Origin of the sequence: Ohtaekwangia koreensis (genome assembly GCF_900167975.1) — a bacterium.
GTDB classification, from domain to species: domain Bacteria; phylum Bacteroidota; class Bacteroidia; order Cytophagales; family Cyclobacteriaceae; genus Ohtaekwangia; species Ohtaekwangia koreensis.
In genome coordinates, this window is the sequence record NZ_FUZU01000005.1 from 70430 (window position 1) to 95330 (window position 24901).

Genomic DNA, 24901 nt, shown 5'->3' on the forward strand with positions numbered 1-24901 from the left:
GATATTTTAGTCGGGAGTCATGCCTTTTAAATTAACGGTGCTTCTTTTTTTCGATGCTATAGATGTTACTATAGCATCGATTTTTAGTATAATTGTTATAATAAAGTAGAATTAGGGCTATGAAAGTAATATTGATTTGTTTGGCGTTGGTATCAGGTTCGTTGCTACTGTCAGCACAAGAGTTGATTGACAAGCGCGCTACAGAACAAACAAAAACGCTTTACGTAAACTTGAAAAGAATCTCCAGTCAGGGAATTCTCTTTGGCCACCAGGACAGTGACGCCTATGGCGTTCGATGGAAAGGACAACAGGGCCGGTCGGATGTGAAAGACGTATGCGGTCAGTACCCTGCTATACATGGATGGGACATCGGCAATCTGGGTAAAAAGAGCGATGCTCCCTATCAGAATAAACTGCATGAGTGGATCCGGAATGTATATAAACGCGGTGGGATCAACACAATATCATGGCATGTTGATAACCCTGTTACCAGACGCAACGCATGGGATACTGTGCAGGCAGTAAGTGAGATTTTACCGGGAGGAAAAGAGCATGCATACTTCCTCACACAATTGGATGCTGTCGCAGATTTTCTGAAGAACTGTAAAGATGGAACTATAGATATACCAATCATCTTTCGTCCTTATCACGAACACAATGGCAGTTGGTTCTGGTGGGGAAAAGGTGTGTGTTCGGAAAAGGACTATATAGCGCTGTGGAAATTTACAGTAACCTATCTGCGTGATAAGAAAAATCTCCATAACATCATTTATGCATTCTCGCCCGACAGGAGCAGAATGAAATTAGAGGATGCACAGAAATCATATCTATATGCATATCCGGGCGATGAGTATGTAGACTTACTAGGCCTAGATGACTATATGGATGTAGGCGTTACGTGGAACCGGAAATCAATTTCAGAACAACAGCAGGATTTTGTTACGGTGATGCGAACTATATCTACCCTTGCAAAGGAAAAAAATAAAGTAGCTGCGCTTACGGAAACAGGTTTGGAAGGAGTGACCAATTCGCAATGGTTCACACAAGTTATACTCAACCCCTTAAAAGCAAATAGTGATATACAGGTTGCTTATTTTATGGTATGGCGCAATGCGAGCGACAAGCATCACTATGCTCCCTATACCGGCCATGCTTCCGCCAAAGATTTTGTCACTTTTTTTGAAGACAAGTATTCACTTTTCGAAGGTGACATTCAGAATATGTATCTGCCTGGTAAGCCTTTGTTGAAATGAAGATTTATATGAAAACAAAAGATGCAGTACGAAATTAATTTTCGATTGCCGATATTTCCGGCTGATTACATCTAATGTTTTAAATAACCCACATGGTAACTTTTTCAAACACAGACTCAAAGCAACAGATTTTCAACACCGTGCAATCCTACCTGGATCAATTGGGATTAAAGGTAGTGGCAAAGGATTTTGAACGCCCTTGGGGAGGCTTCTTTGTTATTGATGAAACACAGGCACGGAAATTCGCCAGTCATTTTTTCCCAGGCATCGAAGTAAATGATTTGAAGATCAGCGAAAAGTTAAGTCCTAAAATTCTAATGGTACAACCCGACAAGCGTTTGTCGTGGCAATATCACCACAGACGTGCAGAGATCTGGAAACTTGTAGCAGGAGAAGCTGGTGTTATTACCAGTGAAACAGATAAAGAAGGTGAACTTCGCTCGCTTGAGATTGGAGAAATAATCCGGTTGAATTGCGGACAACGTCATAGACTGGTAGGTTTAAAAGGATGGGGAATGATCTCCGAGATCTGGCAACATACCGATGCAAATCATCCTTCAGATGAAGATGACATCGTGCGTGTGCAGGATGATTTCGGAAGATAATATATAGCATGTGTGATGTTCGGAGACGATATTGGACAGTAGTAATTCTTTTCTTTCTTATAAGATTTGCTGCTGCCCAACCGTCCGGACTTCCTGAAAAAGAAATCATCTTCGATCAGCTTCCTGAGAAGCTTGGATTGTCTCAAAGTTCAATCAATTGTATCCTTCAGGATCGCGAAGGTTTTTTGTGGATAGGCACATGGTCGGGCTTACTCCGCTATGATGGCTACTCCACCGTTGTATACCATTCTGATAATGCTCCCAATAAAATAAAGAGTAACAAGATCTCCGCGATCTACGAAGATAAGCAAGGATACCTGTGGGTGGGTACACACATGGGTGGACTATTCCGCTATGATAAAAACAAAGATATATTTACACAGTTCAGTCACCACGAAGGTGATGCAAAAAGTCTTTCACACAACAATGTCAATTGCATAGGTGAAGACCAGTATGGAAATCTGTGGGTTGGTACAGAGAACGGCCTAAATGTATTTGACCCAGAAAATAAAAACTTCGCATCTTTTTTTTCTACACCCAACGACACCACTTCGCTTGCCCAAAGTATAGTTACCGATATTTTTCTTTCTTCTTCGAAGGAACTATGGATCGCTACAGCAAATGGTTTGCAAAAAGTTTCAAAAGATGTCGCATCTCGCTATAGATTTAAAACCTATAGATATACACTTGACCCCGCAAATCAATATCATCATAACTATATTTACAAGATATGTGAGCTTCCCGTTAATGGAAAGCCTGCGATATGGTTCTGTACGATTCGCGGATTAAAGAAGTTGCAGGATGGTGTGATCACAAATTACCAGGTTCCGGATAAACCCAGCAGCTTTAGTTTTATCCGCTCCATGTATGCAGTGAAAGGAGCGCGTCCCTATATAATCACAGGTTCTGAGAAGGGGCTCAGTTTTTTCGATCCCGCTACAAATATATTTACAAAATTTATAGGTGACTTTGATCAGCGTGTAAACCTTTCACACGGTACAGTAACCGCCCTATACCTGGATCGCAGTGGAGTGTTTTGGGTGGGCACAAAAAAAGGTCTTAATAAATTTGATAGCTACTCAAAAGACTTTCAGTCTTTCAAAACGGATTCCTTTGATACAGGTAAAAATATTATAACCGGACTGCGAAGTTCAACCGATCAGGGATACTGGATATCGACCATCGGTGGAGGACTCTATAAATTAAAGGGGAAGACGTTTCAGCGTGTTCGCATCATCGATCGTGATGATAATGACTTTGTGAATTTCATCCAGACAATATATACCGATACACGGGGCAATGTATGGTTGGGCACTGCTGGAGCAGGTGTCTATCGGTTTCACCAGGATGATGTAGACGCTTCCACAGGGCGGGTAAGGAAGTTTGAACACTACGCTGCATTTTCTACTCCTTCTTTTAACAGTAACTATATCATGTCGCTGACAGAGGATAATATAGGCAATGTATGGATTGGAACGTGGAGTGGCGGACTTTACAAGATCACACCGGAAGGAAAGGTAACTCCCTATAGCGATGCATTGTTGCGCGAAGCTCCTCTCGTTGTGATGCATGCAGATCTTGCCGGCACGCTTTGGGTGGGTACGCGCGGTAACGGATTATATAAGATCAAACCAAAAGGCGACTCGTTGGACATTCGTCAATTCCACAGACATGATAGCATCAAGGGAAACCTTTCCAACAACTTTATCAATGCTATATATGAAGATCATGCAGGACTGTTATGGATTGGTACAGAAGGCGGACTCAACTCGTTTGACCGAAGAACAGAATTATTCAAATACTATAAAATTGAAGAAGGACCAAGCAGCGATGTTATCGTAAGTATATTGGAAGATGATTCAGGTAAACTCTGGTTGGCACATTGGGACGGACTCACCGTTATAGATCCTTTGGATGCAAAGTTTGTAAAGCATTACGATCATCATGATCGCTTAGCGGGTGGCTTTTTTTACAACAACGTAAGCTATAAAGACGAAAAGGGTCGCTTGCTTTTTGGTGGATCAGAAGGATTTAACATCATTGATCCGAATGTCGTTGTAACCAATCCTAATTTTCCGAAAGTTGTTATCAACGATTTCCTGATCTTCAATAAGTCTGTTCCAACCGGAAGTGAATTTGACGGAAGGGTGATTCTCGACAAGCCTTTGTCCGCTATAGATCAGGTAACTTTAGAATATAGCGAGAACTCTATATCATTTGAGTTCACGGCACTCGACTATGCTGCTCCTGAGAAAACGCGGTACGCCTATATGCTGGAAGGTTTTGATAAAGACTGGAATTACACCAATGCTTCGAGGCGCTACGCAAACTATACCAACCTGAACGAAGGGAAGTATATATTTAAAGTAAAGGCTGCCAACAGCGAAGGTGTGTGGAATGGAAACGTAAGTAGCGTAACGGTTGTAATGAATCCTCCGTGGTGGAAAAGCACGTGGGCAAGATTTATATACTTTGTTTTGGCATTGGGGATGTTGCACCTCTTTCGCACACTTGTTTTGATGCGGGCAAACTTTAAACATGATCTCCGGCTTGAACGGTTACAGCGTGAGAACATGGAGCAGCTTAACTATGCCAAGCTGCAGTTCTTTACCAATATATCACATGAGTTTCGTACACCGCTTACACTGATTCTTGGTCCATCTCAAAGTTTACTGGATAAAGGTGAAGGTGGTAAAGAAACGCGCGACCAGTTATTGAATATAAATAACAATGCCCAACGCTTGCTGCGCCTGGTCAACCAGTTATTGGATTTTCGTAAGGCAGAATCCGGTAATCTGAAACTTGAAGTGTCCGAAGGTAACATTGTCAAATTCATTAAAGAAGTTAAACTTTCGTTTGATACATTGGCAGAGCAGATGCGAATTGATTTTTCGCTATATGCTTCATCCAATATTATCAAAGCATGGTTTGATCGCGATCAGTTCGAAAAGATCATGTTCAATCTTCTTTCAAATGCCTTTAAGCATACTCCGGAAGGAGGAAAGATCACCATGCAAATCGTGGAAGGACAGGACGAGATCTCCATTACGGTAGAAGACAACGGTAAAGGAATCAAACGCGAACATTTTGATAGTATATTTCAAACGTTCTTCAGCTACGATGAAGATAAACATCACACCGGTACTGGTATAGGTCTTGCATTGGCGAAGAGTCTGGTGGATATGCATCACGGCAAATTGATGGTGCAGAGTGAAGAGAATTCGTTCACACGGTTTGTAATAACGTTACCTAAAGGATCTGCACACTTCGATGCAGCCGAGCTGCTGTCGGTGTCTAAGGATATAGAGAGTATGGATCGTTATCCGACATTTAAACCACAGCCTATACTTATACCTGAAAAAGATACCCAGGCCATTGCGGAAAACTTGAAGGACCTTCCCAAACTGTTGTTGGTGGAAGACAATGATGAAGTACGTACCTATATCAGATCCATTTTTGACGGAACCTATATAGTGCTGCAGGCATCAGAAGGAAAAGAAGGGCTGGATATAGCCTTGGAAGAAATGCCGGACCTGGTGATCAGTGATGTGATGATGCCGGTGATGGATGGTATAACATTGTGTACACAACTGAAATCAAATGTAAAGACTTCACATATACCGGTAATTCTGTTAACGGCAAGAACTTCGCTGATCTTTAAAGTAGAAGGACTTGAGACTGGTGCCGATGACTATATAACAAAGCCATTCAATCCCAAAGTACTTCAATTGAAAGTACGCAACCTGATGCGTATGCGCGAACTCATGCGCAAAATGTTTCGGGACAATGAAGTACTCACAATCGAGCCGAAACGGGTAACGCTTACTTCCGCCGATGAAACATTTGTGCAGCAGGCGTTGGAGAGTATCGAAAAAAACATGAGCAATCCAGATTATGCTGTTGATGATTTGGGACGTGATGTTGGGATGAGCCGCACGCAGTTATACCGTAAGCTTAAAGCTCTCACTGGACAATCTGCTAACGAATTCATTCGGGTTATTCGCCTGAAGCGTGCAGCACAATTACTCGAGCAAAATCAACTTACCATAGCCGAAGTTACATACGAGGTAGGATTTACCGATTTGAAATATTTCCGTGAGTGCTTTAAAAAACTCTTCGGAGTTACACCTTCCGAGTTCGTTCAGAGAACAAGTGACGATTATCAGCTAGAGTAATGAATTCAATAGAGAATATATACCTGTGGATCTTACACCGTCACATTCTGAGTCGATGAATCTCTTGATGTCTTCGCTGGTATATAATAACGAATAGATAAATTTAGACATCTCCTTTGGAAATAGGATCAATCTCAATACTGTTCTTACTCATCTTTTGTTGATACTCTTTTGGCGTAACGCCAAATTCAGCTCTGAAGCATTTTGAAAAGTAAGATAGATTTGAGAATCCTACTTCATACATGATCTCCGAAATGTTACCTTCTTTATTGCCCAACAATAGCGAAGCTTTCTTGATCCTGTATTTACGAATGATATCGTTTGGTGAAAGTTGCGTAGTGGATTTCAGCTTGCGGTATAAATGCGTTGAGCTCATGCCTACTTCATCACTCAGCATCTCGACACTGAAGTCCGGATTCGAAATATTTACTTCAATGATGTTCATCACTTTCCGTATGAACTTATCATCTACATTTTCACCCGTTGCTGTTGACGAAGGTTGTACGAGCAATTCATGTTTAAAATAATCTGCAAGTTCTTTCTTACGCTTTAGTAAATGATCAATATGCGCTTCCAGCAAGTCAACCTCAAAGGGCTTGGTAAGGTATATATCGGCTCCAATGGTAAGACCTTCGATCTGTTGTGAAGTCAAGCCTTTCGCCGTAAGTATAATAATGGAAATATGAGTCGTCTTGGGATTACTTTTTATTTTCTTACACATGGAAAGCCCATCCATCACCGGCATCATAATATCGCTGACAATTATATCAGGCAAAAAATTGCTCGCTTTATTTAAACCATCCTCACCATTCAATGCCGTAACGAAATTATACTTCTCTTTCAGACTCACTTGAATAAATTCGATAATGTCCGGATTGTCTTCAATGATCAATACCAACGGTTTGCCCGATTCCAATCCATAACGATACGCTTTCGAATCATCTTCTGCCACAGATGATTTAACAGCAACCAGCTTCACTTCCGAATGATCTGTAGATTCGAATGGGAAATGTTGTGATCCCAATGGCAGGACTAACGTAAAGCAAGCGCCTTTACCGACTGTACTTTCCACTTGTATTTCTCCATGGTGAAGCTTCGCGTATTCTGCTACCAGCGTAAGCCCTATACCAGAACCTGCTTCAAGTTTTTTGGCGGCATTCGTTTGGTAAAAGCGTTCGAAAATTTTAGAAAGTTCATCCGGAGCTATACCTATACCTGTATCCGTTACCTTTACTTCAATCGCGCCTTTGGTATACGTATCGTTTTTTCCAAGGAGCTCTACGGTCAGATCAACTACGCCACTCTCCGGAGTAAATTTGAAAGCATTGGATAGTAGATTGAAGAGTATCGTTTCTATTTTTTCAGTGTCTGCCCATACCAGGCATTCATCTACACCTGCGTGAAAAGTAAAATTGATTTCCTTGCGATTCGCTTTATCCGTAAAGAGAGAATACATCTCACGACAAAACTGTACAAGGTCAAACGAAGTAACTTTTAATTGCAGACTATCATTTTCAAGTTTTCGAAAGTCAAGGATCTGGTTAACGACACGCAGCAGACGTTGTGAATTCTTTTCTGCCAAAGTTAGCAGGCGTCTGTTATCATCCGGAAGATGGCCACGCTTTATTAATTCCTGTATAGGAGGAAGAATGAGACTGATCGGTGTTCGCAGTTCATGCGAAATGTTCGCGAAGAATTGCTGTTTGGTTTGTACGATCTCTTCAGCATGTTCTTTTTCGATGCGCGTGATTTTTAACTCATTTCTTAAATGTAGTCGGGCGGAGTATGTTCGCAAGGCGACAATCGTAACTGTGATCAACAAGAATATATAGAGTGCAATGAAACCCGTACTTAGAAACAAAGGAGGCTTCACCCGTATATGGATAGTTGCTACATGATCACTCCATATACCATAGTTATTTGTGCCTTTTACAGTAAGTGTATAGTCACCAGGCGACAGGTTAGAATATACGGCAAAGTTCTTCAGCCCTGAAACATAGTTCCAGTCATGATCGAATCCATCCAGTTTGTATGCATATACATTGCTTGAAGGCTGCCAATAATGCAAGGATGAAAACTCAAAAGCAATGGAACGTTGCGCATACTCCAGTGTCAGTTCATTGGTAACGGAGATGTCTTTCTGAAGTAACACTTCGCCATCGATCGCTTCATCGGTAGTTATGATTTTATTGTTGATCTCCAAAGCGGTGATGTATATATTCGGCTCGAACACGTTCGGCTTTACACGTGGTGAAAGCGTAATATACCCATTGTCGCCACCGAAAATAATTTCACCTTCAGGTGTATTGGCAACGCAACCGTCAAAGAAATTTTTCAACGGTATATCTTTATCCAAAGGAAATATTTCAAGTTGGTGATCCGGCACGGAAAACTTTAGAATGAAATTACTGGCAGCACACCAGATGTTTCCTTCTGCGTCTTCCGTAATGCTGGCAAGCGTAATTTCATTTCCGGTAGTCACAGGATAAAATATAGCCGAATCGGTTTGTGGTTTATATTCAATCAATCCATTAGTAACACCGGCCCACAAACTTCCTCTTCGTGAAAAGTATAGGCAGGCTATATCTTTTTTTTGAGATATAGAATTGAAAGCCTGAATGCTTGTGCTTTTATGCGATTGCAGATCAATACGAAATAACTCTGCATAATGCGAGGCCCAGAGCGCATTGGCTCCACTTACATTTTTAGGTGACCCAAAATCACCGGCCAGTTCAAAATGTATGGAAGATATCTCCTGAAAATTTCCGACTACTTTGAATAGCCCACCTTCCCATGCACTAACCCAGAACGAGCCGTCTGTACCTTTGGTAAAGCGCGCTATATAATTAGAGGTAAGTCCGTTGGTGGCATTCGCGCTGATAGCGTGCATTTTCTGTTTGGCTTCATCCCAGATATTTATACCTCCTGCAGTACCAATCCAGATGCGCCCATAGTCATCCTCTTCCAGCGCAAATGTATTGTTGAGTTGGATGCGATTATTTTCGGGAGCACCGGTCTCAAATACCTGACGCGTTTTTTTTACCGGGTCAAAGCGGATTACTCCATGGAGTGTAGCAAGCCAGAGAATTCCTTTGCGTGTAACCAGCACAGCCTTTACCTGGTTGCCTATTGTTTGATTGTTGATCGGGTAAGATACTTCGTGATAGGTATAAAAATTTCTGAACTTGTTAAGCCTGCTTAATCCATTGGAGGTAACAAACCAGATAACACCGCCAGTGTCTTCAAAGATCTGCCAGATCACATTGTTCGCTATAGAATACGACAATTGCGGATTGTGGAAATATACTGTATTGTTTTTCGAAGCAGGATTAAAAACATTTAGTCCAAAGTCGGTGCCGAGCCACAGATTCCCATTCCCATCCGGATATATACATTTGATAACTTCGTTGCTAAACGGTATAGTCTTCTCGGTAAAGTTCTCAAAAGTATGGGTATAGGTGTTAAAAAGACAAAGGCCTGTTTCGGTTCCAATCCATAGTAATGAATCTGATGACGGCGAAGCAGGTTTGATATCGCCGCAAATCAGGTTGTTCTTCAACGAAGGTTTATAGCTTCCTTTCAGGTCGAAAGTAGTAAATGTATTCTTCCCTTTGGCAAGCTTGTTAAGTTTGTCATACGTACCAACCCACAGGTTCCCACGCGAATCTTCAAAGATCGAGCGGATGGTATTGTGACTAAGGTGATTGTTGCGCGCTGTATATAGTATATATTTTCCGTCTGCCAAGGTATACTGTACGAGCCCGGTGGCTGTACCGATCCAGAGTTTCCCATTCGTACCTTTATATAATGTGCGCACTACTACATTTTTTCCAAGATCAATACGCGTCACTTCGAAAGTAGTCGTATTGATTTTGCAGAGTCCCTTCCAGGTGCCTACCCATAGATAATCACCAATCACCAGCAGTGAGCTCACCTCGTTGGCGGATAGGGTGTTCGTTGCCTCTCCTTTTTTAAAAGTGATAAACCGATATCCATCATAGCGGCAAAGTCCATTGGAGGTGCCGATCCACATAAAATTATTTTTATCCTGGGCTACCCAGCTGATGATGTTGGATGGAAGTCCGTCACGCATGGAGAGCGTGGAAAAGAAAGGTGAATCCGCAAAAGCGACCGTAACTACGGTTGTGATCAGGAGCAGGAAACTGATTGAAAATCTTTTAATAGAGGAGCCTGTCATACGGCAAAGTTCTTTCTCGCGAAATGAAGTACGCTACATTTTAAGTGGGATGCAATCGTTTTTTGCGCGCCCGCTTGCACGCTGTTGCGGATGACTGAAAATTCATGCAAAAAGAAGGATTATAACTTCCAGTGGTTGGTTTTTTGTCGATTCCTGTAAGATTTGTGTCAAGCCTTGCAATCGTTTGAATATACATTGCAATCGGTTGAGAAAATTAAACCATCTACGTATGAGCAGAAAATTACTCTTTACAATTACAATGCTGATAACGGCCTGTTATAGCCTTCAGGCACAGCAAAAGGTTATCAACGGAAAGGTTACAGACGAGAACGGGAGTGAGCTTCCGGGTGTAAATGTTCTTCTGAAGGGGACGAGCCTCGGCACCGTAACGGATCAGACAGGATCGTACTCTTTGAGTGTTCCCGAAACGGAAAATACTTCAGGTATATTGACCTTCTCTTTTATAGGATACTTGTCAGAAGAAATCGCGATCAACAACCAGACAGCGATTAACATCCAATTGATGCCAGACATTCAAACATTGAGTGAAGTGGTTGTAGTCGGGTACGGAACACAACGCAGAGAAGATATTTCAGGGGCAGTGTCTTCTGTTAAAGCAGCCGACCTTCCACAGGTTGCTAACACTTCGATCGATAATTTATTACAAGGCCGTGCTGCGGGTCTTAACCTCACACAACGCAGTGCGCAACCGGGCGGTGGACTCACCGTGAATATACGCGGTGCTATATCTCCGAATGGTAACAATACTCCGCTATATGTTATTGATGGCGTGCCGGTATTAAACAATGGTACTTCCGAACCTTCGCTCACGGATAGCGATCTTGGGTACTACGGTGGTATAGATCGTAATCCGCTCAGCAGTATCAACCCTTCTGATATCGAGTCCATTGATATTTTGAAAGATGCCAGTGCTACCGCTATATATGGATCTGCGGCCGCAAATGGTGTAGTACTCATCACAACCAAACGCGGAAAGGCAGGTGCTGTAACCACCGAGTATCGCGGAAGCTATACTATACAATCGCCCAAAGACTATTACAACCTGATGAACGCAACGGAGTTCATGCAACAGCAGAACCGTTTGGCGGGAGATAAATATCTATACGACAATGGAATTGCTCCCTATGGAAATACAGATCCGTCTTCAGTAGGAGCATTCGTTCCGAAATTTACGAACGAGCAAATTCAACAGGCCGGTGTTGGTACCGACTGGCTCGATAAAGTAATGCGCAACGGAAGTATACAGGAACATAATATATCTCTTTCCGGTGGAACGGATAAGGCTAAATTATATACTTCGTTCAACTACTATAACAACAAAGCGATTTTAGAGAATTCGGATTTCGTGCGCTATACCGGCAGAATAAACCTGGAACAGAAACTTGGTGGCCGCGTTAAGTTCGGACTGAATCTTACATTAAGCCAGATCAACAATAAGAATGCATCGTCAGGGGCAAATGCCGGGGGTGTGGAAAAGTATAATATGCTGCAATCTGCATACGCGTATTCACCAACGGTAGGAGTATACGATAATAACGGAAACTATACAAAGACTTTTGATCCACTGATCACGAATCCTGTGGCATTTCTGAGTATAAAAGACAAAACACGTACAAGCCGTATCATTGCATCGCCTACATTGGAGATTAAGGTAACAGATGCCTTGAAAGCGAATGTTGTAGTCGGTATAGACAAACAATCATCAACGCGTAACTTCTATTTACCACGTGCTGTACAAAATGCGCAGCTTCCACAAGGTATGGCGCAGTTAGGTTCCGGTAGTCTGGATAATTATACCACGGAAGCATACCTCACATACGATAAGAAAGTTGGTCTCGGAAACCTTTCATTGGTGGCCGGTGCCGGATACTATAATAGTATACAGGAGTCGTTCAGCCTCCAGGCCGTTGATTTCTTTACCGATGCGCTGGACTATAATAACATTGGTATAGGTGCCAATAAAGACAAGGCAATTATGAGTTCATACCGCTCTCCGAATGCTACAAAGATATCACAGTTCTTCCGGGCTAATTACTCACTGCTCGATAAGTATATCATTACGTTTACCGGAAGACGTGATGGATCGAGTACATTTCCAAAAGACAAATACGGATTCTTCCCGGGTATATCTGCAGCATGGCGCCTCAATCAGGAAGATTTCCTGAAGAGCTCTCCGCTGATTTCTGATTTGAAACTCCGTGCAGGTTATGGTACTGTAGGGAACGATCGTATCTCTCCAACCAACGCACTGGATCTTTATGAATCCGGATTTTATTACCTCATAGGCAATACATACTATAATGGTGTTACCCTTGCGCAGGTAGGAAATCAAAACCTGACCTGGGAAACGGATGTGATGATTAACGTAGGTATTGACTTTGGCTTGTGGAGTGATCGCATCAGCGGATCATTGGAAATATACCAACGCACGGCAAAGGATCTGCTCGACTTCAATAAACTCCCTTCCAATAATGCTGACGGACAAGTGGCAGCCAACGTAGGATCTACACGCAGTCGTGGTTTCGAACTTTCCGTTACTTCCCGTAACATCGACAACGGCTCGCTTCGCTGGTCTACCACACTGAATCTTTCAACCTTCAAGAGCTATTGGGTGGAGCGCAATCCGCAAGTAGCATTGCCTGAATATATAGGAGCGAATGATCCCATCAATGCAGTATATGGCTGGAGAACGGATGGTATCATCACCAGCACAGCAGATGTACCCGACTATATGGCCGGTGCAAAACCTGGTAACATCAAGTATATAGATGACAATGGCGATGGTGAACTAAACAGTGAGGATGTAGTGCTCCTCGGTAACACGAGCCCAAAATGGAATATCGGTTTTGGTAATACAGTGTCCTACAAGAATTTTGATTTGAATTTTTTCTTCTATGGATTCCTGGGACAATCTGCATTTAATAACTATTCAGGTTTCTATGATCCGCTGCGTATCGCAAACAGCAATTCACAAAATACACTGACGGATGTAACGAATATCTGGACTGCTGAAAATCCAACCGGAACATTGCCCGGTGTTGCAAGCAATCCGTATAGTGGCAACAATCCTACAGGCACGCATGACTTCTATTTAGAGAAAGCAAGCTTTGTGCGGTTGAAGAATATTACCCTCGGATATCGCTTGCCGGACCAACTGTGGGGTAGCAAGAAATTCATTCAGTCTGCCCGTATCTTTTTAGATGTACAAAACCTGGCGGTCTTCTCTAACTATAAAGGATACGACCCGGAGTATACGGAAGTTAATCCGTATCCACAGGCATTGTCCACAACCTTTGGTGTTAATCTTAAATTCTAAAATGAACGTACGTATGAAAAATATTCATCGATATAGTAAGCAATCTGTGATGCGTACACTGGTGGTGATGGCCGTGTTGCTGATCCCCCTGGCAAGTTGTGATGATGCGCTGGAGACGAAAGTATATACCCAGGTGAGTCCTGAGAACTTCTTTAAAACAGAAGCTGATTTCAATGTTGCAGTGGTAGCCCTGTATAGCCCGTTCTCTACGAACTGGGGCATGGCCGATCCGGGCGACAATACGTGGTATAATTCACTGTATAATGCTGATAACAAAACCTACCTGATGCGCAGCATCCTGACCACAGACGAAATGTTGAATGGCTGGGATCCGAACCTGGAGAATTTTACGTTTGGTCCTTCTACGTGGTCGGGTGGTAATGAAACGGTATACTATAAAATACGTTTTGTTGCGCGGGCTACAGATGTTATCAACAAGATCAGCAATGCGACCGATGTTAGTGAATCCATCCGCAATAAATATGTAGCAGAAGCGAAAGTGCTGCGCGCCTGGCTCATGTATATACTATACGATTTCTTTGGCCCGGTAAACGTGAAGCTTGATCCGGCTACTTTAAATGATACTGAAATTCTTCCTCGTTTGAGCGATGAAGTATACACGGCACAAATGGAGACCGATCTGACAGAAGCAATTCCTTTTCTCGCAGAGAAATACAATGGAAATACAACCGAGTGGGGGAGAGTCTCGCAAGGTGTAGCGCGCATGGTATTGCTAAAGCTATATATGCATACAAAGCAATGGTCCAAAGCTGAGGCGATCGGAAAAGAAATTTTGAGTATGGGGTATGCACTCGAAGATAACTATGCGGATGTTTTTACAAAGAAAGGTAACAATGAGTTGATCTACGCGGTACCCTCAAGCGATGCAACGCCAAACTACTATATACAAGAAGTTCTTCCTTCGGATTTCCGTCAGGCGGGAAACATCACACGTAAAGCAGGAGGATGGAGTGGCTATAATATGCCGTGGAGTTTCTACGATAAATTCGAAGCAGATGATGAGCGCAAAACTGCAATCATCGATGCGTATACTGCGGACTGGGGCGAAGTAGACCGCACGGATACCTGGTGGAAAGGTCCGCTACCATTGAAATATACTTCTTTCACAGGCGATGGTCCCGGGTATGCAATCGATATGGTTGTATTCCGTCTCGCGGAAGTATATCTGTCGGTGGCAGAAGCGATCAATGAACAACGCGGTCCTGCGGAAGCATATACGTATGTGAACGAAGTGCGCAGACGCAGCGGTGTTGCCGACTTCGAAGATATGACGGAAGATGAATTCCGTGATGCAATTCTTGATGAGCGCGGCCGTGAACTATTTGCGGAAGGTGTTCGCAGACAAGACTTGATCCGTCATGGTAAATTTATATCGGGTGCTATAGCGCGTGGTAAGGATGCCAAGCCGCACCAGGTTCTGTTTCCGATTCCGAGTGCCGTGATTATCGAAGGCAGGGGCATCATCGAACAAAACGATGGCTATACCAACTAATTAATTCCTGATGATACATGAATCGCGCAGGTTCATGTATCATCGACCTTAATCATGATTTAAACCTCAAATCAACAAACCATGAAAAGATATATAGCTATAGCATTGGTTGCATGTACATTGATATTTTTGGCAGGTTGCGAGCAAGAGGTTGTTGTAAAAGATGGGCAGGTAGAGCAGGATATAGTACAGCAACCAGGCACTTCCTCTGCGAACGCAAAGGCTAGTGGTCTTACGTATCGGGGCATGGATTTATCTTTCGCGTATAAAATTGAAACGCAACGCGGTGGTAAATTTTATTATGCGAATGGTTCGGCCGGTACCGTGTTTGACATTGCGAAAAGCTCGAATGTAAATCTGGTGCGTTTGCGCCTGTGGGTTAACCCCGATGCAAATCATAAAGAATGTAGTCTCGCAGCAGTAAAGGAACAAGCGAAGAAAATTGTTGCGAAGGGTATGCAGTTCATGCTCACGTTGCATTACTCAGATACATGGGCTGATCCAGGCACGCAAACTAAACCGTCTGCATGGAGCAGCCTCACGCAGCAACAACTGATTGATAAAATCTGGTCCTATACCAGCGATGTCATGAACCAGTTAAAAAGCCAGGGTACAGCACCTGCAATTGTACAGATCGGTAATGAAATCAACGGAGGTTTTTTATGGCCAACGTTCAAAGTATCTGCTGACAGCGACACGAATTGGGACAACAGTTTCGAGTATGCTATCAACTCCGGGTATAATGCTGTAAAGACTGTATTCCCGAATACAAAAGTGATGTTACACTATGCGGGTATATGGGCTGATAATTTTTTCTGGCGCTGCAGCAAGTTCGGAATACAATATGATATCATGGGTTTCTCCTGGTACCCCGAGTGGCATGGGAAAAGCTTTTCAGATGTATATAATCAGTTGAACAACCTCACATCATGGTATAGCAAAACGTGTATCGTAGTGGAAACGGCCTATCCATGGACAACGGGCTATGCTGATCAGGCGGGAAATGTACTGGGCACCGGAAGTCAGATGTCCGGATACGCCATGACACCAGCGGGACAGCAAGCATTCATTGAACAACTGATGGCAACGGTGAAGTCTATTCCCAACAACAAAGGATTAGGCGTAGTATACTGGGAGCCTGACTGGACAGCCTATAATGGAGCATCTGCTACCAACTGGGAGAATGGTTCTAGTTGGGAAAACGCTGCGCTGTTTGATTTTAGCTGGAAAGCAATGCAAGGATTCAATGCCTTTAATTAATCTATAGTATACTATATACTTCAGGTATGAGAGATATAACTCTCTCGATACTTGAAGTATATAAGAGTGAATTTAAACTAAAGACGAGTATTCAAGAGATGAAATTCAGAAGCGCGCTAGCGATCGCCCTCACAATATGTCTGTTTTCTTTTGTGAATTGTAAGGAAGATGATGATCCGACAATAGATGATCCGGATGGAGAAGAACCACGTGACCTCACCGGTTTTTACTTTGGTGCCGATCTCTCGTATGTAAACCAGGTGTTGGATCACAACGGTGTATATAAAGATGGTGGTGTTGTAAAGAATCCATATCAGATTTTTAAAGATCACGGTACCAACCTGGTGCGCCTACGGTTATGGCATAACCCTTTATGGACGAAAGAAGTATACGGCGCTCAGGGAACTCAATTGTATAATGATCTTTTTGATGTAGCGAAGTCGATGCGACTTGCCAAAGAGCAGGGCTTACCGGTGCTGCTTGATTTTCATTATTCGGATACATGGGCTGATCCGGAGAATCAAAAGATACCGGTTGCATGGAAGGAGATCAGGGACATTACGGTGTTGCGTGATTCAGTATATAATTATACCTATAAAACGCTTCAATACCTCAATGCACAGGGTATCATGCCGGAGCTGGTGCAGGTTGGTAACGAAACGAATTGTGGCATGCTCTATACCGATGCTCCCGAGGGTTTCCCTGCCTGCAATGTATGCAACGGCGCATGGCAACAATTCGGAACGGTAGTGAAGGCTGCTATAGATGCAGTGAAGGCAGTTTCAGCAGTATCATCTGTAAAAACTAAAATTATACTTCATGTTGCAGATCCCAAGAACGTGGAGTGGTGGTTCGATAATATTATGGCAAAAGGTAGTGTTACTAATTTTGACATGGTCGGTTTTTCTTATTATCCATTGTGGCATCCAACCGTAACACTCGATCAACTTTCTGATAGAGTAGCGGCATTTAAAAATAAATATAGCAGGCCTGTTATCATGCTTGAGACAGCATATCCTTGGACTACCGGAAGTGACGATGCCTATAATAATAACTTCGGAAATGAATCGGCTATTGCCGGATTTCCTTTTTCTAAAAAGGGCCAGTCAGATTTGCTCATCAAGCTTACGCAAGAGATGCTTGATGGCGGAGGGCAAGGTGTTGTCTATTGGGAGCCTGCATGGATCAGCTCAGGTATGAAAGACCTTTGGGGTACCGGATCATCGTGGGAGAATTGCGCCTTCTTTGATTTTGAAGGCAACGCCACAGAGTCTATTGACTTTACAAAGTATAGTTATAAGTAAATCTAATGATCAGTGATACTTTGTTCATTCTGTCTGAAGGGATATTTCCTATTAGGCCAGGTGAATAACGTGTATTAAAAAAGTATATATGAAGGTGAACAGCGAAGAACGTAGGAAGTATCAAATAGTGGTTGCTTTTTTTCTGTTTTTTATAACAGTGTTGAGCGCGCATGCACAAAAATCAAACGATGTGTATGTTGATAAAAACGGAATAATGCGCTGGGGAAAAACAAATGAAGAGGTGCATGCCTTTGGCGTCAATTATACCGTACCCTTTGCACACGGATACCGGGCGGCAAAGAAGAAAAATATTTCCTTGGAAAAAGCTATCGATGATGATGTATACCACTTTGCGCGGTTGGGATTTGACCTATATCGTGTACACGTATGGGATTGTGAGATCAGCGACAGCGTTGGAAATATACTGAACAACGAACATCTTAAACTTTTCGACTATATGTTGAAAAAGATGAAAGACCGAGGTATGAAATTTATGTTGACTCCTATAGCATACTGGCCCAATGGTTATCCGGAGCCGGAAGAAAAAACACCGGGCTTTGCAACCAAGTATGGCAAAGATACGTGTCTCACAAATGAAGATGCTATAAAAGCGCAGGAGAATTACCTGTTTCAATTTTTGAACCATGTGAACCCCTATACGGGCATTGCCTATAAAAATGATCCGGATATTATAGCGTTCGAGATTTCAAACGAACCACATCACCAGGAAGCTGCGGAGAAAGTTACCGCGTTTATTAGCCGTATGGTGAAATCCATGAAAAAAACCGGCTGTGGTAAACCGATCTTCTATAACATCAGCCACAGCATACATCTTGCTGATGCGTACTTTGATGCAGGTATACAAGGCGGTACGTTTCAATGGTATCCTACAGGGCTTGGCTCAGGACATGAACTTGGCGGGAATCTGCTACCCAATGTAGACCGGTATAGTATTCCATTTGCGAATAATCCAAAATTTAAAAAGACAGGTAAGCTGGTATATGAGTTTGATGCAGCCGATATCGGGCGGTCCTATATATATCCTGCAATGGCCAGAAGTTTCCGTGAAGCAGGGCTCCAGATTGCAACTCACTTTGCATATGATCCAACCTATATGGCGGATGTTAACACAGAGTATAATACGCACTACATGAACCTGGTATATGCGCCACAGAAGGCGTTAAGTCTTAAAATTGCAGGTGAAGTATTCCATCGTCTGCCATTGTATAAAAACTATGGCAGCTATCCGGCCAATACTTCATTTGGTGATTTTAAAGTGAGCTATGAAAAAGATTTGGCGGAGATGGTTACGGAGCGTGAGTTCATCTATACCAATCATACAACCACAACACCTCCCGCTGCAGAGAAACTACAGGAGATTGCAGGTTGGGGAAATTCTCCTGTAATAAAGTATCAAGGGACTGGTGCATATTTTCTGGATCGTATTGACGCCGGTGTGTGGCGTTTGGAAGTGTTGCCTGATGCGGTTTGGGTAAATGATCCCTTCGGACAGAATAGTCCTAGAAAGAAAGTTGCTGTTGTTAACTGGCGTGAATGGCCTATGACCATCAACCTTTCTGATCTTGGTGCGAACTTCAAGGTGAAAGGTATCAATGAAGGGAATATGTATTGGGTTACAGCCTCAGGCAAAACATTTGCAATTACACCGGGTACATATTTATTGACTGGTGAGAATACGGCGGCAAAAATTAGCCCTGCTGCGCGGTGGAAGAACATTAATCTTAATGAATTTGTAGCGCCACGTTCGTCTGTGGACAAAGTATACACATTGCATAAGCCGCTGGCTCAGCTTTCCGAAGTAAGCACATGGACATTGCAGGCCACGGTTGTAACACCGACACCGGCACACGCCGTGGAAGTATATATCTACGGGTCAGGATGGAGACCGGAAGTGTTACCCATGGAACATGTGACTGGCTATACCTATAGCGTTACGCTTCCTGAGAAATTTGTAAAGGTAGGAATGCTCCGCTATTTCATTGCTGTGAAGTCGAACGATGTATGTACTACCTATCCATCCGCTGTAGAAGGTAAGCCTGCAGATTGGGATTTTTATGGTGAGCCCTTTGTAATTCCGGTAACGGCAAAAAAAACTGCAATATATTTATTCGATGCCGCCACCGATGCAAGTGACTTGTCGCGTCAATGGTTGAGAAGCTCAATGGTAGTGCCATTGGCCGAACCAGGGAAAGCAGAACTTCAGGTGAACGTTAACCGGTTATTCGAGATTGATCCGGAAAATAAAAATGCTGAAGTAATTCATGATTACTCCATGCGGTATTTCTTTGGTGATAAAATCAGCGGATTGAAATCCGGTCTCCCGCAAGCGAAAAAGCTTGTATTCCGAGGTCGCGCTCTGAATGAGAATCCGTGCAAACTTCAACTCGCGTTGGTAATGAAAGATGGCTCCGCTTATGGCGGTGTTATCACGGTAGGGGTAGACGCCACAGAATATAGCATCAACCTTTCGGAACTTCAGAATGTAAAGCTCGTGACATTGCCCAGGCCGTATCCCGGTTTTCTGCCATACTTCTTCAAGCCTTCGGCTCTTTGCGATTTTGACATCACGGCCGTGGAGTCTTTACAGATTTCAGTCGGGCCAGGTATAGCAGTGTCCGAACTGCAATCCAAACACGGCATTGCTATCGAAAGCATTCGTGTAGAGTAAAAAAATGTTTCAGGCTGTGTACTACTACATCAGATACACAGCCTGAAACTATATATCAATTGCGTGTTACCGTATCGTTGGGTCCTTCTGCAACTACCAGTTTCAGCGTTGCACCTTTATTTTTATTTTGCATTGCACTGGTCAGAATAATTCTGTAGTCACCTGTCTTTGTATTCGCTGCCACCGATATTTTAGCAATACTATTTTCAACCACACCTTCCGCAGGTTCGAATGTTACCGTTACACCTTCCGGTAAGCTTGAGGAAATGCCGAGCGTTGCTTTTGATTTCGAATATGCTTTGGAGCGGTTCAGGGAAATCGTCACGTCTTTTGTTTCACCAGGTTTAATTTCAAGTGTAGACGATGAAAGTTCGACTGTGTACTCTGTGCGTGGAGCAGGTTTTTCTTGCGCTACAGATACCGTGATGGTAGCTATAGCTAATGTTAGTGTTGCGATAAAATTTTTCATATGGCAGTATTTTATATTTCCTTACGCGAAGGAAATCGTGCGCGATGAAAATTGCTGTTCAATGAAGTAAACAGCATCATGGATGTCGCGGATTGTAAACGGCTGGGGTAAAAAGAAAACGCTTTGGGGCGAACGGTATAGCAATTTCAGGCGAGCTCCATCAGATTTCGAAGCTGTTGGATCTTTTCAATTACTTCCTTTCCTTTTGGCCTCGACACGGGGATGAAATAATCGGTGTCCAGTATCTGAAGCTTATAACCGTTCGTATTGCCGGTAATGTTACTGATGGCGTTAACATTTACTATATAGGAGCGATGGCACCGAATGGCAAATGAATTATTGATCTGTGCTTCAATACTTTTGAGGTTGACACGCAGCAACTTCTTTTGGATGCCTTGTCCGTTTTTCCACACAACAGTAGAGTAATTGTCATCGGCTTGAATGAACAGCAGATCCGGCAGATGCAGGCTTAGCGTCTCGCTGGTATCAGAATGTAAAATCAACGGAGCATTCGCATTTGATTTAACAGGGACTTCTTTTTTAAGTGTCTTGATTTTTTCCAACTCTTGATTCGCTTCCAATGCACTTCGCAGATTTTGCTGCAGCATTTTATTTTTCAGAAAGAGAAACATAATCGTCACAGGCATAAATCCGGTAAGTGCTACCTGCAAGTTTGCTCCTTTTATGTTCGCCCAGAGGGTACGTTGCGGGCAGATAAATAATTCATCGATGATGGTGCTGGCTATACCAATGAGTACAAGGTGAAGAATGGTGATGAGAATATATTTACCGATGGTGAAGTTATCGAATGCCTTCGGAAACAATCTGGGTAAAATAATAATGTCTACAAAAAGTACTACGAAGGTGACACCACCAAAGAGAAATTTCTGTGCAACTGTTAATGTTGTGTGATGCGAAAAATTTGGTTTAAAAACACTGAGGAAGGCCACCACAAAAAGACTCACCACGAGGATGAAGACTATATTCTTTCGATCATCGTCCAGGTAAAAAGGAAATGGAGCTTTTAATTTCTCAGACCAATTCATACAATGGCGTTCTTTCCGAAAAGTACGAATTGATTCGATTATAAGTTGCGTTGCTGTGTACGATCCGTCATCCGTTAATGTCGAACATTCTTATAGGAAGATGTACGCACTGAATCTGTTTCGCTTCCTTCATTTCCGGAGTTTATTTTTTTCATGTTCTTCCGGATGTTCTGCTTAACCTTTTTGGGCATATATTTTTTCTTGCCAGGTTGTGGACAATCCCATTCTTCAACGGATACGTGACTGATCATTTTGGAATTGCTCTTTGAAGCTTTGGACTGGTGATGATCATCTGTAGTTTCTGTTTCTGAAAGTGGTGGCGATGGATCAAAGTATCCTTTGTGTGGCGTGGACCTTTTTATTTTCGCAAACTTCGGCTCGGGACAAGGAAGTTTACCAGACTGGCATGCAGTCGATAATGCGAGTATCAGTAATATCAATCGTCCGTACATATTTCGTGGTTTTTATATACGACTCCTTACTAAACGACCACCTAAGGTACAGAAGTATACAGACAAGCTCAATGGTTCAACATAAAAATCAAAAAGGTCTATTATAAAAACAGACCCCTCAGATAGCTCGTCTATCCTATGACAAAATTAAATTTGGTTTCAATTTGCGCTATAGGGGTATTGCTATTCGTATCGCAGCGCCTTTACCGGATTGGCCCGGGCGGAGCGAAGTGTATGATAGCTGATGGTGAGCAACGCAATGGTAAGCGCCAAGACACCCCCCAGTAAAAATGTCAGCGGGTTGATGTTGATCCGGTAGGCAAAGTTTTCAAGCCAAGCATGCAGTAGCCAATACGTTATAGGACTCACCACTATAAAAGATATAGCAATAAGCCACGTGAAATTCCGAGATAGCAGAACGGTGATTTGTGTTTCTGTTGCGCCCAATACTTTTCGGATGCCGATCTCCTTTGTTTTCTTTTCAGTAGTAATTGCAGCAAGGCCAAACAGTCCCATACACGAAATTAGAATTGCTAGGCCGGCCATGATCGAAACGACTGCACTCATTTGCTCATCCGAGCGATATAGATTTGCAAAATGGGAATCGAGAAAAGTATAGGTAAACGGATAGCTGGTAATGTTCTTGTCCCATATATTCTTTACAACACCTATAGATGCTTCTACATTCTGACCATTTACTTTAATAGACATTTCATCATAGCCCCATTCGGGATGTACCACCATCGACAATGTATTTATTTTATAGTGCAGTGAATTGAAATTAAAATCTTCCGCAACACCAATGATCGTACCCAGGGAATCGTTGTGATACCAACTGTGACCGGCTGATGCACCAACCGTTTCTTTCAGCGCAAGTTCTTTCGCGAACGATTCATTAATGATGAAAGCTTTACCATTATCGCTCGCGTGTTCTTTTGAAAAGCCGCGGCCTTCTTTTAGTTTGATGCCATATACTTTCAGGTAATCATAATCGACATTCACATTCGAAGGAGTGATCTCCACAATACCGGTATCTGCTTTTACTTTGAATCCCCATTGATGGAAGTTATTACCGAGTCGCTGACCAGCAGCCGTTACACCTACAATGTTACTGTTGGCAAGCAACTCGTTCTTCAGTGTCTCAAATTTATCATTGACTTCTTTATTCATATCTACCAGCATGATCTGGTCTGTGGAAAACCCGATGTCTTTGTTCTTCATGAAATATAGTTGCTGCAGCACAATGAATGTGCTCACAATCATGGCGAGTGCTAAACCAAATTGCACCACCACGAGACTACTGCGAAATATTGATTTACCTTCGCCTTTGCTGCCTCCTTTTAATATACGCGCAAGAGTAAAAGAAGTCATATAGAGAGAAGGATATATACCCGTTAGAATTCCCAGCCCGAGTGTTATACCAAGCAGAAGCATTGGCTGCGCGGGATGATCGAATAGCGTTGTTAACGCAAGCTGCCTTCCAATCAAATTGTTTAATAAGGGTATACATACCAGGTCAAATAAAAAGGCCACTGCCAGGGCAATGACCGCTAATAAAACGGATTCAAAAATAAACTGCGAAAAGAGTTGAAGTTTTTTGGCTCCTATACTTTTGCGGACGCCAATCTCCTTCCATCGGTGTGAAGCACGCGCGGTGGTAAGGTTCATGAAATTAACACCTGCAATGAGCAGGATGAACATGCCTATAATAAAGAATACGTCCAAGTATTTGCCGTTGAACTTCCGGTAGTTATTATAGTCATGCTCTATATCCATGGAAGCTAAATGTACTTCCTCTAGTGGCTGCAGGAATAATGTATAGTATTTATTTATATCCTTGTTGGTAGTATGCCGCAATAGAAATTCAGGGAACTTCGCCTCCAGCGCTTTTATATCGGTAGCCGGCTGCAGGAGTAAATATGTATTTAGAAAGTTCGAACCCCAGCGCGCATTGAATTCAGGATCACGTCTCGTAAAAGTTGTAATTGAAATCAGTGCATCGAATTGCAGATGTGAATTCTCGGGTACTTCTTTTATGATACCACTGATTTTAAATTCTTCATCTACAATCGTGATCATATTACCTATAGCTTTTTCCACAGATGGAAAGAACTTAAGGGCAGTTTCTTCCGACAGCAGAATACTTTGCGGTTCATCCAACGCTGTGGAGGGATCACCAGCCAGCAATGGAAAATCAAATAAATCGAGAAACGTACTGTCCACTGCGAACACCTGCTCCACAAGTATTTGCTTCTCGTCCTTCTTGAATAACTTTTTGCCATGACTCCAGAACCGCGTAAAGTTTAGCACTTCCGGATAGTCTGCTACCATGCTTGGTCCCATGCCCGGCATGGAGAGCGCTACCTTCTGCAGATTGGTTCCGGTAAAATTCTGGATTTCATCCAGCCGGTATAGCGTTTCCTTTTTATGGTGAAAAGAATCGAAGCTTCTTTCATCTTTAATAAAGAGGTAAATAACCATGCAGGCGGCCAGTCCGATGGCAAGGCTAAAGATGTTGATGAATGCATACAACTGGCTTTGGCGAATATTGCGTATAGCAATGGAGAGGTAATTACGGAGCATAGCAGATATATTTAAGA

General features: G+C 42.8%; 13 protein-coding genes. 8 read left to right on the forward strand and 5 right to left on the reverse strand.

All coding sequences use genetic code 11. From position 1 onward, the window contains the following. The first annotated feature begins 119 nt into the window (after positions 1–119). The 3 genes from B5Y40_RS27530 (at position 120) to B5Y40_RS27540 (ending at position 6033) form a co-directional block, all read left to right on the forward strand. The gene (locus tag B5Y40_RS27530; protein WP_079690110.1) at positions 120–1253 is read left to right on the forward strand and encodes a glycoside hydrolase family 26 protein; all 1134 of its coding nucleotides are present in this window, start codon (positions 120–122) and stop codon (positions 1251–1253) included. Between the two features lie 92 nt (positions 1254–1345). Further along, positions 1346–1858, forward strand: coding sequence for a cupin domain-containing protein (locus tag B5Y40_RS27535; protein WP_079690111.1), 513 nt, complete (start codon positions 1346–1348; stop codon positions 1856–1858). Positions 1859–1866: 8 nt separating this feature from the next. Continuing rightward, the gene (locus B5Y40_RS27540; RefSeq protein ID WP_079690112.1) at positions 1867–6033 is read left to right on the forward strand and encodes a two-component regulator propeller domain-containing protein; all 4167 of its coding nucleotides are present in this window, start codon (positions 1867–1869) and stop codon (positions 6031–6033) included. 103 nt (positions 6034–6136) lie between these two features. Here B5Y40_RS27540 and B5Y40_RS27545 read toward each other — a convergent pair whose 3' ends face one another. Next, entirely contained in the window at positions 6137–10231 is a 4095-nt protein-coding gene (locus B5Y40_RS27545) for a hybrid sensor histidine kinase/response regulator transcription factor (protein ID WP_079690113.1), read from the reverse strand. A gap of 229 nt (positions 10232–10460) precedes the next feature. Between B5Y40_RS27545 and B5Y40_RS27550 the strand changes: the two genes are divergently transcribed. The 5 genes from B5Y40_RS27550 to B5Y40_RS27570 all read left to right on the forward strand — a co-directional run bounded on the left by B5Y40_RS27550 (position 10461) and on the right by B5Y40_RS27570 (position 20334). Continuing rightward, positions 10461–13568: a SusC/RagA family TonB-linked outer membrane protein gene (locus B5Y40_RS27550; protein ID WP_079690114.1), complete on the forward strand. Its 3108-nt coding sequence runs from the start codon at positions 10461–10463 to the stop codon at positions 13566–13568. Positions 13569–13581: 13 nt separating this feature from the next. Then, the gene (locus tag B5Y40_RS27555; RefSeq protein ID WP_079690445.1) at positions 13582–15081 is read left to right on the forward strand and encodes a RagB/SusD family nutrient uptake outer membrane protein; all 1500 of its coding nucleotides are present in this window, start codon (positions 13582–13584) and stop codon (positions 15079–15081) included. 81 nt (positions 15082–15162) lie between these two features. Continuing rightward, the gene (locus B5Y40_RS27560; protein WP_079690115.1) at positions 15163–16341 is read left to right on the forward strand and encodes a glycoside hydrolase family 53 protein; all 1179 of its coding nucleotides are present in this window, start codon (positions 15163–15165) and stop codon (positions 16339–16341) included. Positions 16342–16367: 26 nt separating this feature from the next. Continuing rightward, positions 16368–17645 (forward strand): glycoside hydrolase family 53 protein, encoded by a 1278-nt coding sequence (locus B5Y40_RS27565; protein WP_079690116.1) that lies wholly within the window; start codon positions 16368–16370, stop codon positions 17643–17645. An 88-nt stretch (positions 17646–17733) separates the two neighbouring features. Next, positions 17734–20334 carry a hypothetical protein gene (locus tag B5Y40_RS27570; protein ID WP_079690117.1) on the forward strand — a complete coding sequence of 867 codons (2601 nt, stop codon included), beginning with the start codon at positions 17734–17736 and terminating at the stop codon, positions 20332–20334. Positions 20335–20389: 55 nt separating this feature from the next. On the opposite strand, the gene B5Y40_RS27575 is transcribed toward B5Y40_RS27570, so the two are convergent. From B5Y40_RS27575 to B5Y40_RS27590, 4 genes are all read right to left on the reverse strand, one after another. Beyond that, positions 20390–20803 carry a hypothetical protein gene (locus tag B5Y40_RS27575; RefSeq protein WP_079690118.1) on the reverse strand — a complete coding sequence of 138 codons (414 nt, stop codon included), beginning with the start codon at positions 20801–20803 and terminating at the stop codon, positions 20390–20392. 146 nt (positions 20804–20949) lie between these two features. Further along, positions 20950–21849, reverse strand: a complete 900-nt coding sequence (locus tag B5Y40_RS27580; RefSeq protein ID WP_079690119.1) for a LytR/AlgR family response regulator transcription factor — start codon at positions 21847–21849, stop codon at positions 20950–20952. Between the two features lie 74 nt (positions 21850–21923). Then, positions 21924–22301 (reverse strand): hypothetical protein, encoded by a 378-nt coding sequence (locus B5Y40_RS27585; protein ID WP_079690120.1) that lies wholly within the window; start codon positions 22299–22301, stop codon positions 21924–21926. Between the two features lie 183 nt (positions 22302–22484). Further along, positions 22485–24884: an ABC transporter permease gene (locus tag B5Y40_RS27590; protein WP_079690121.1), complete on the reverse strand. Its 2400-nt coding sequence runs from the start codon at positions 24882–24884 to the stop codon at positions 22485–22487. Positions 24885–24901 lie beyond the last annotated feature (17 nt).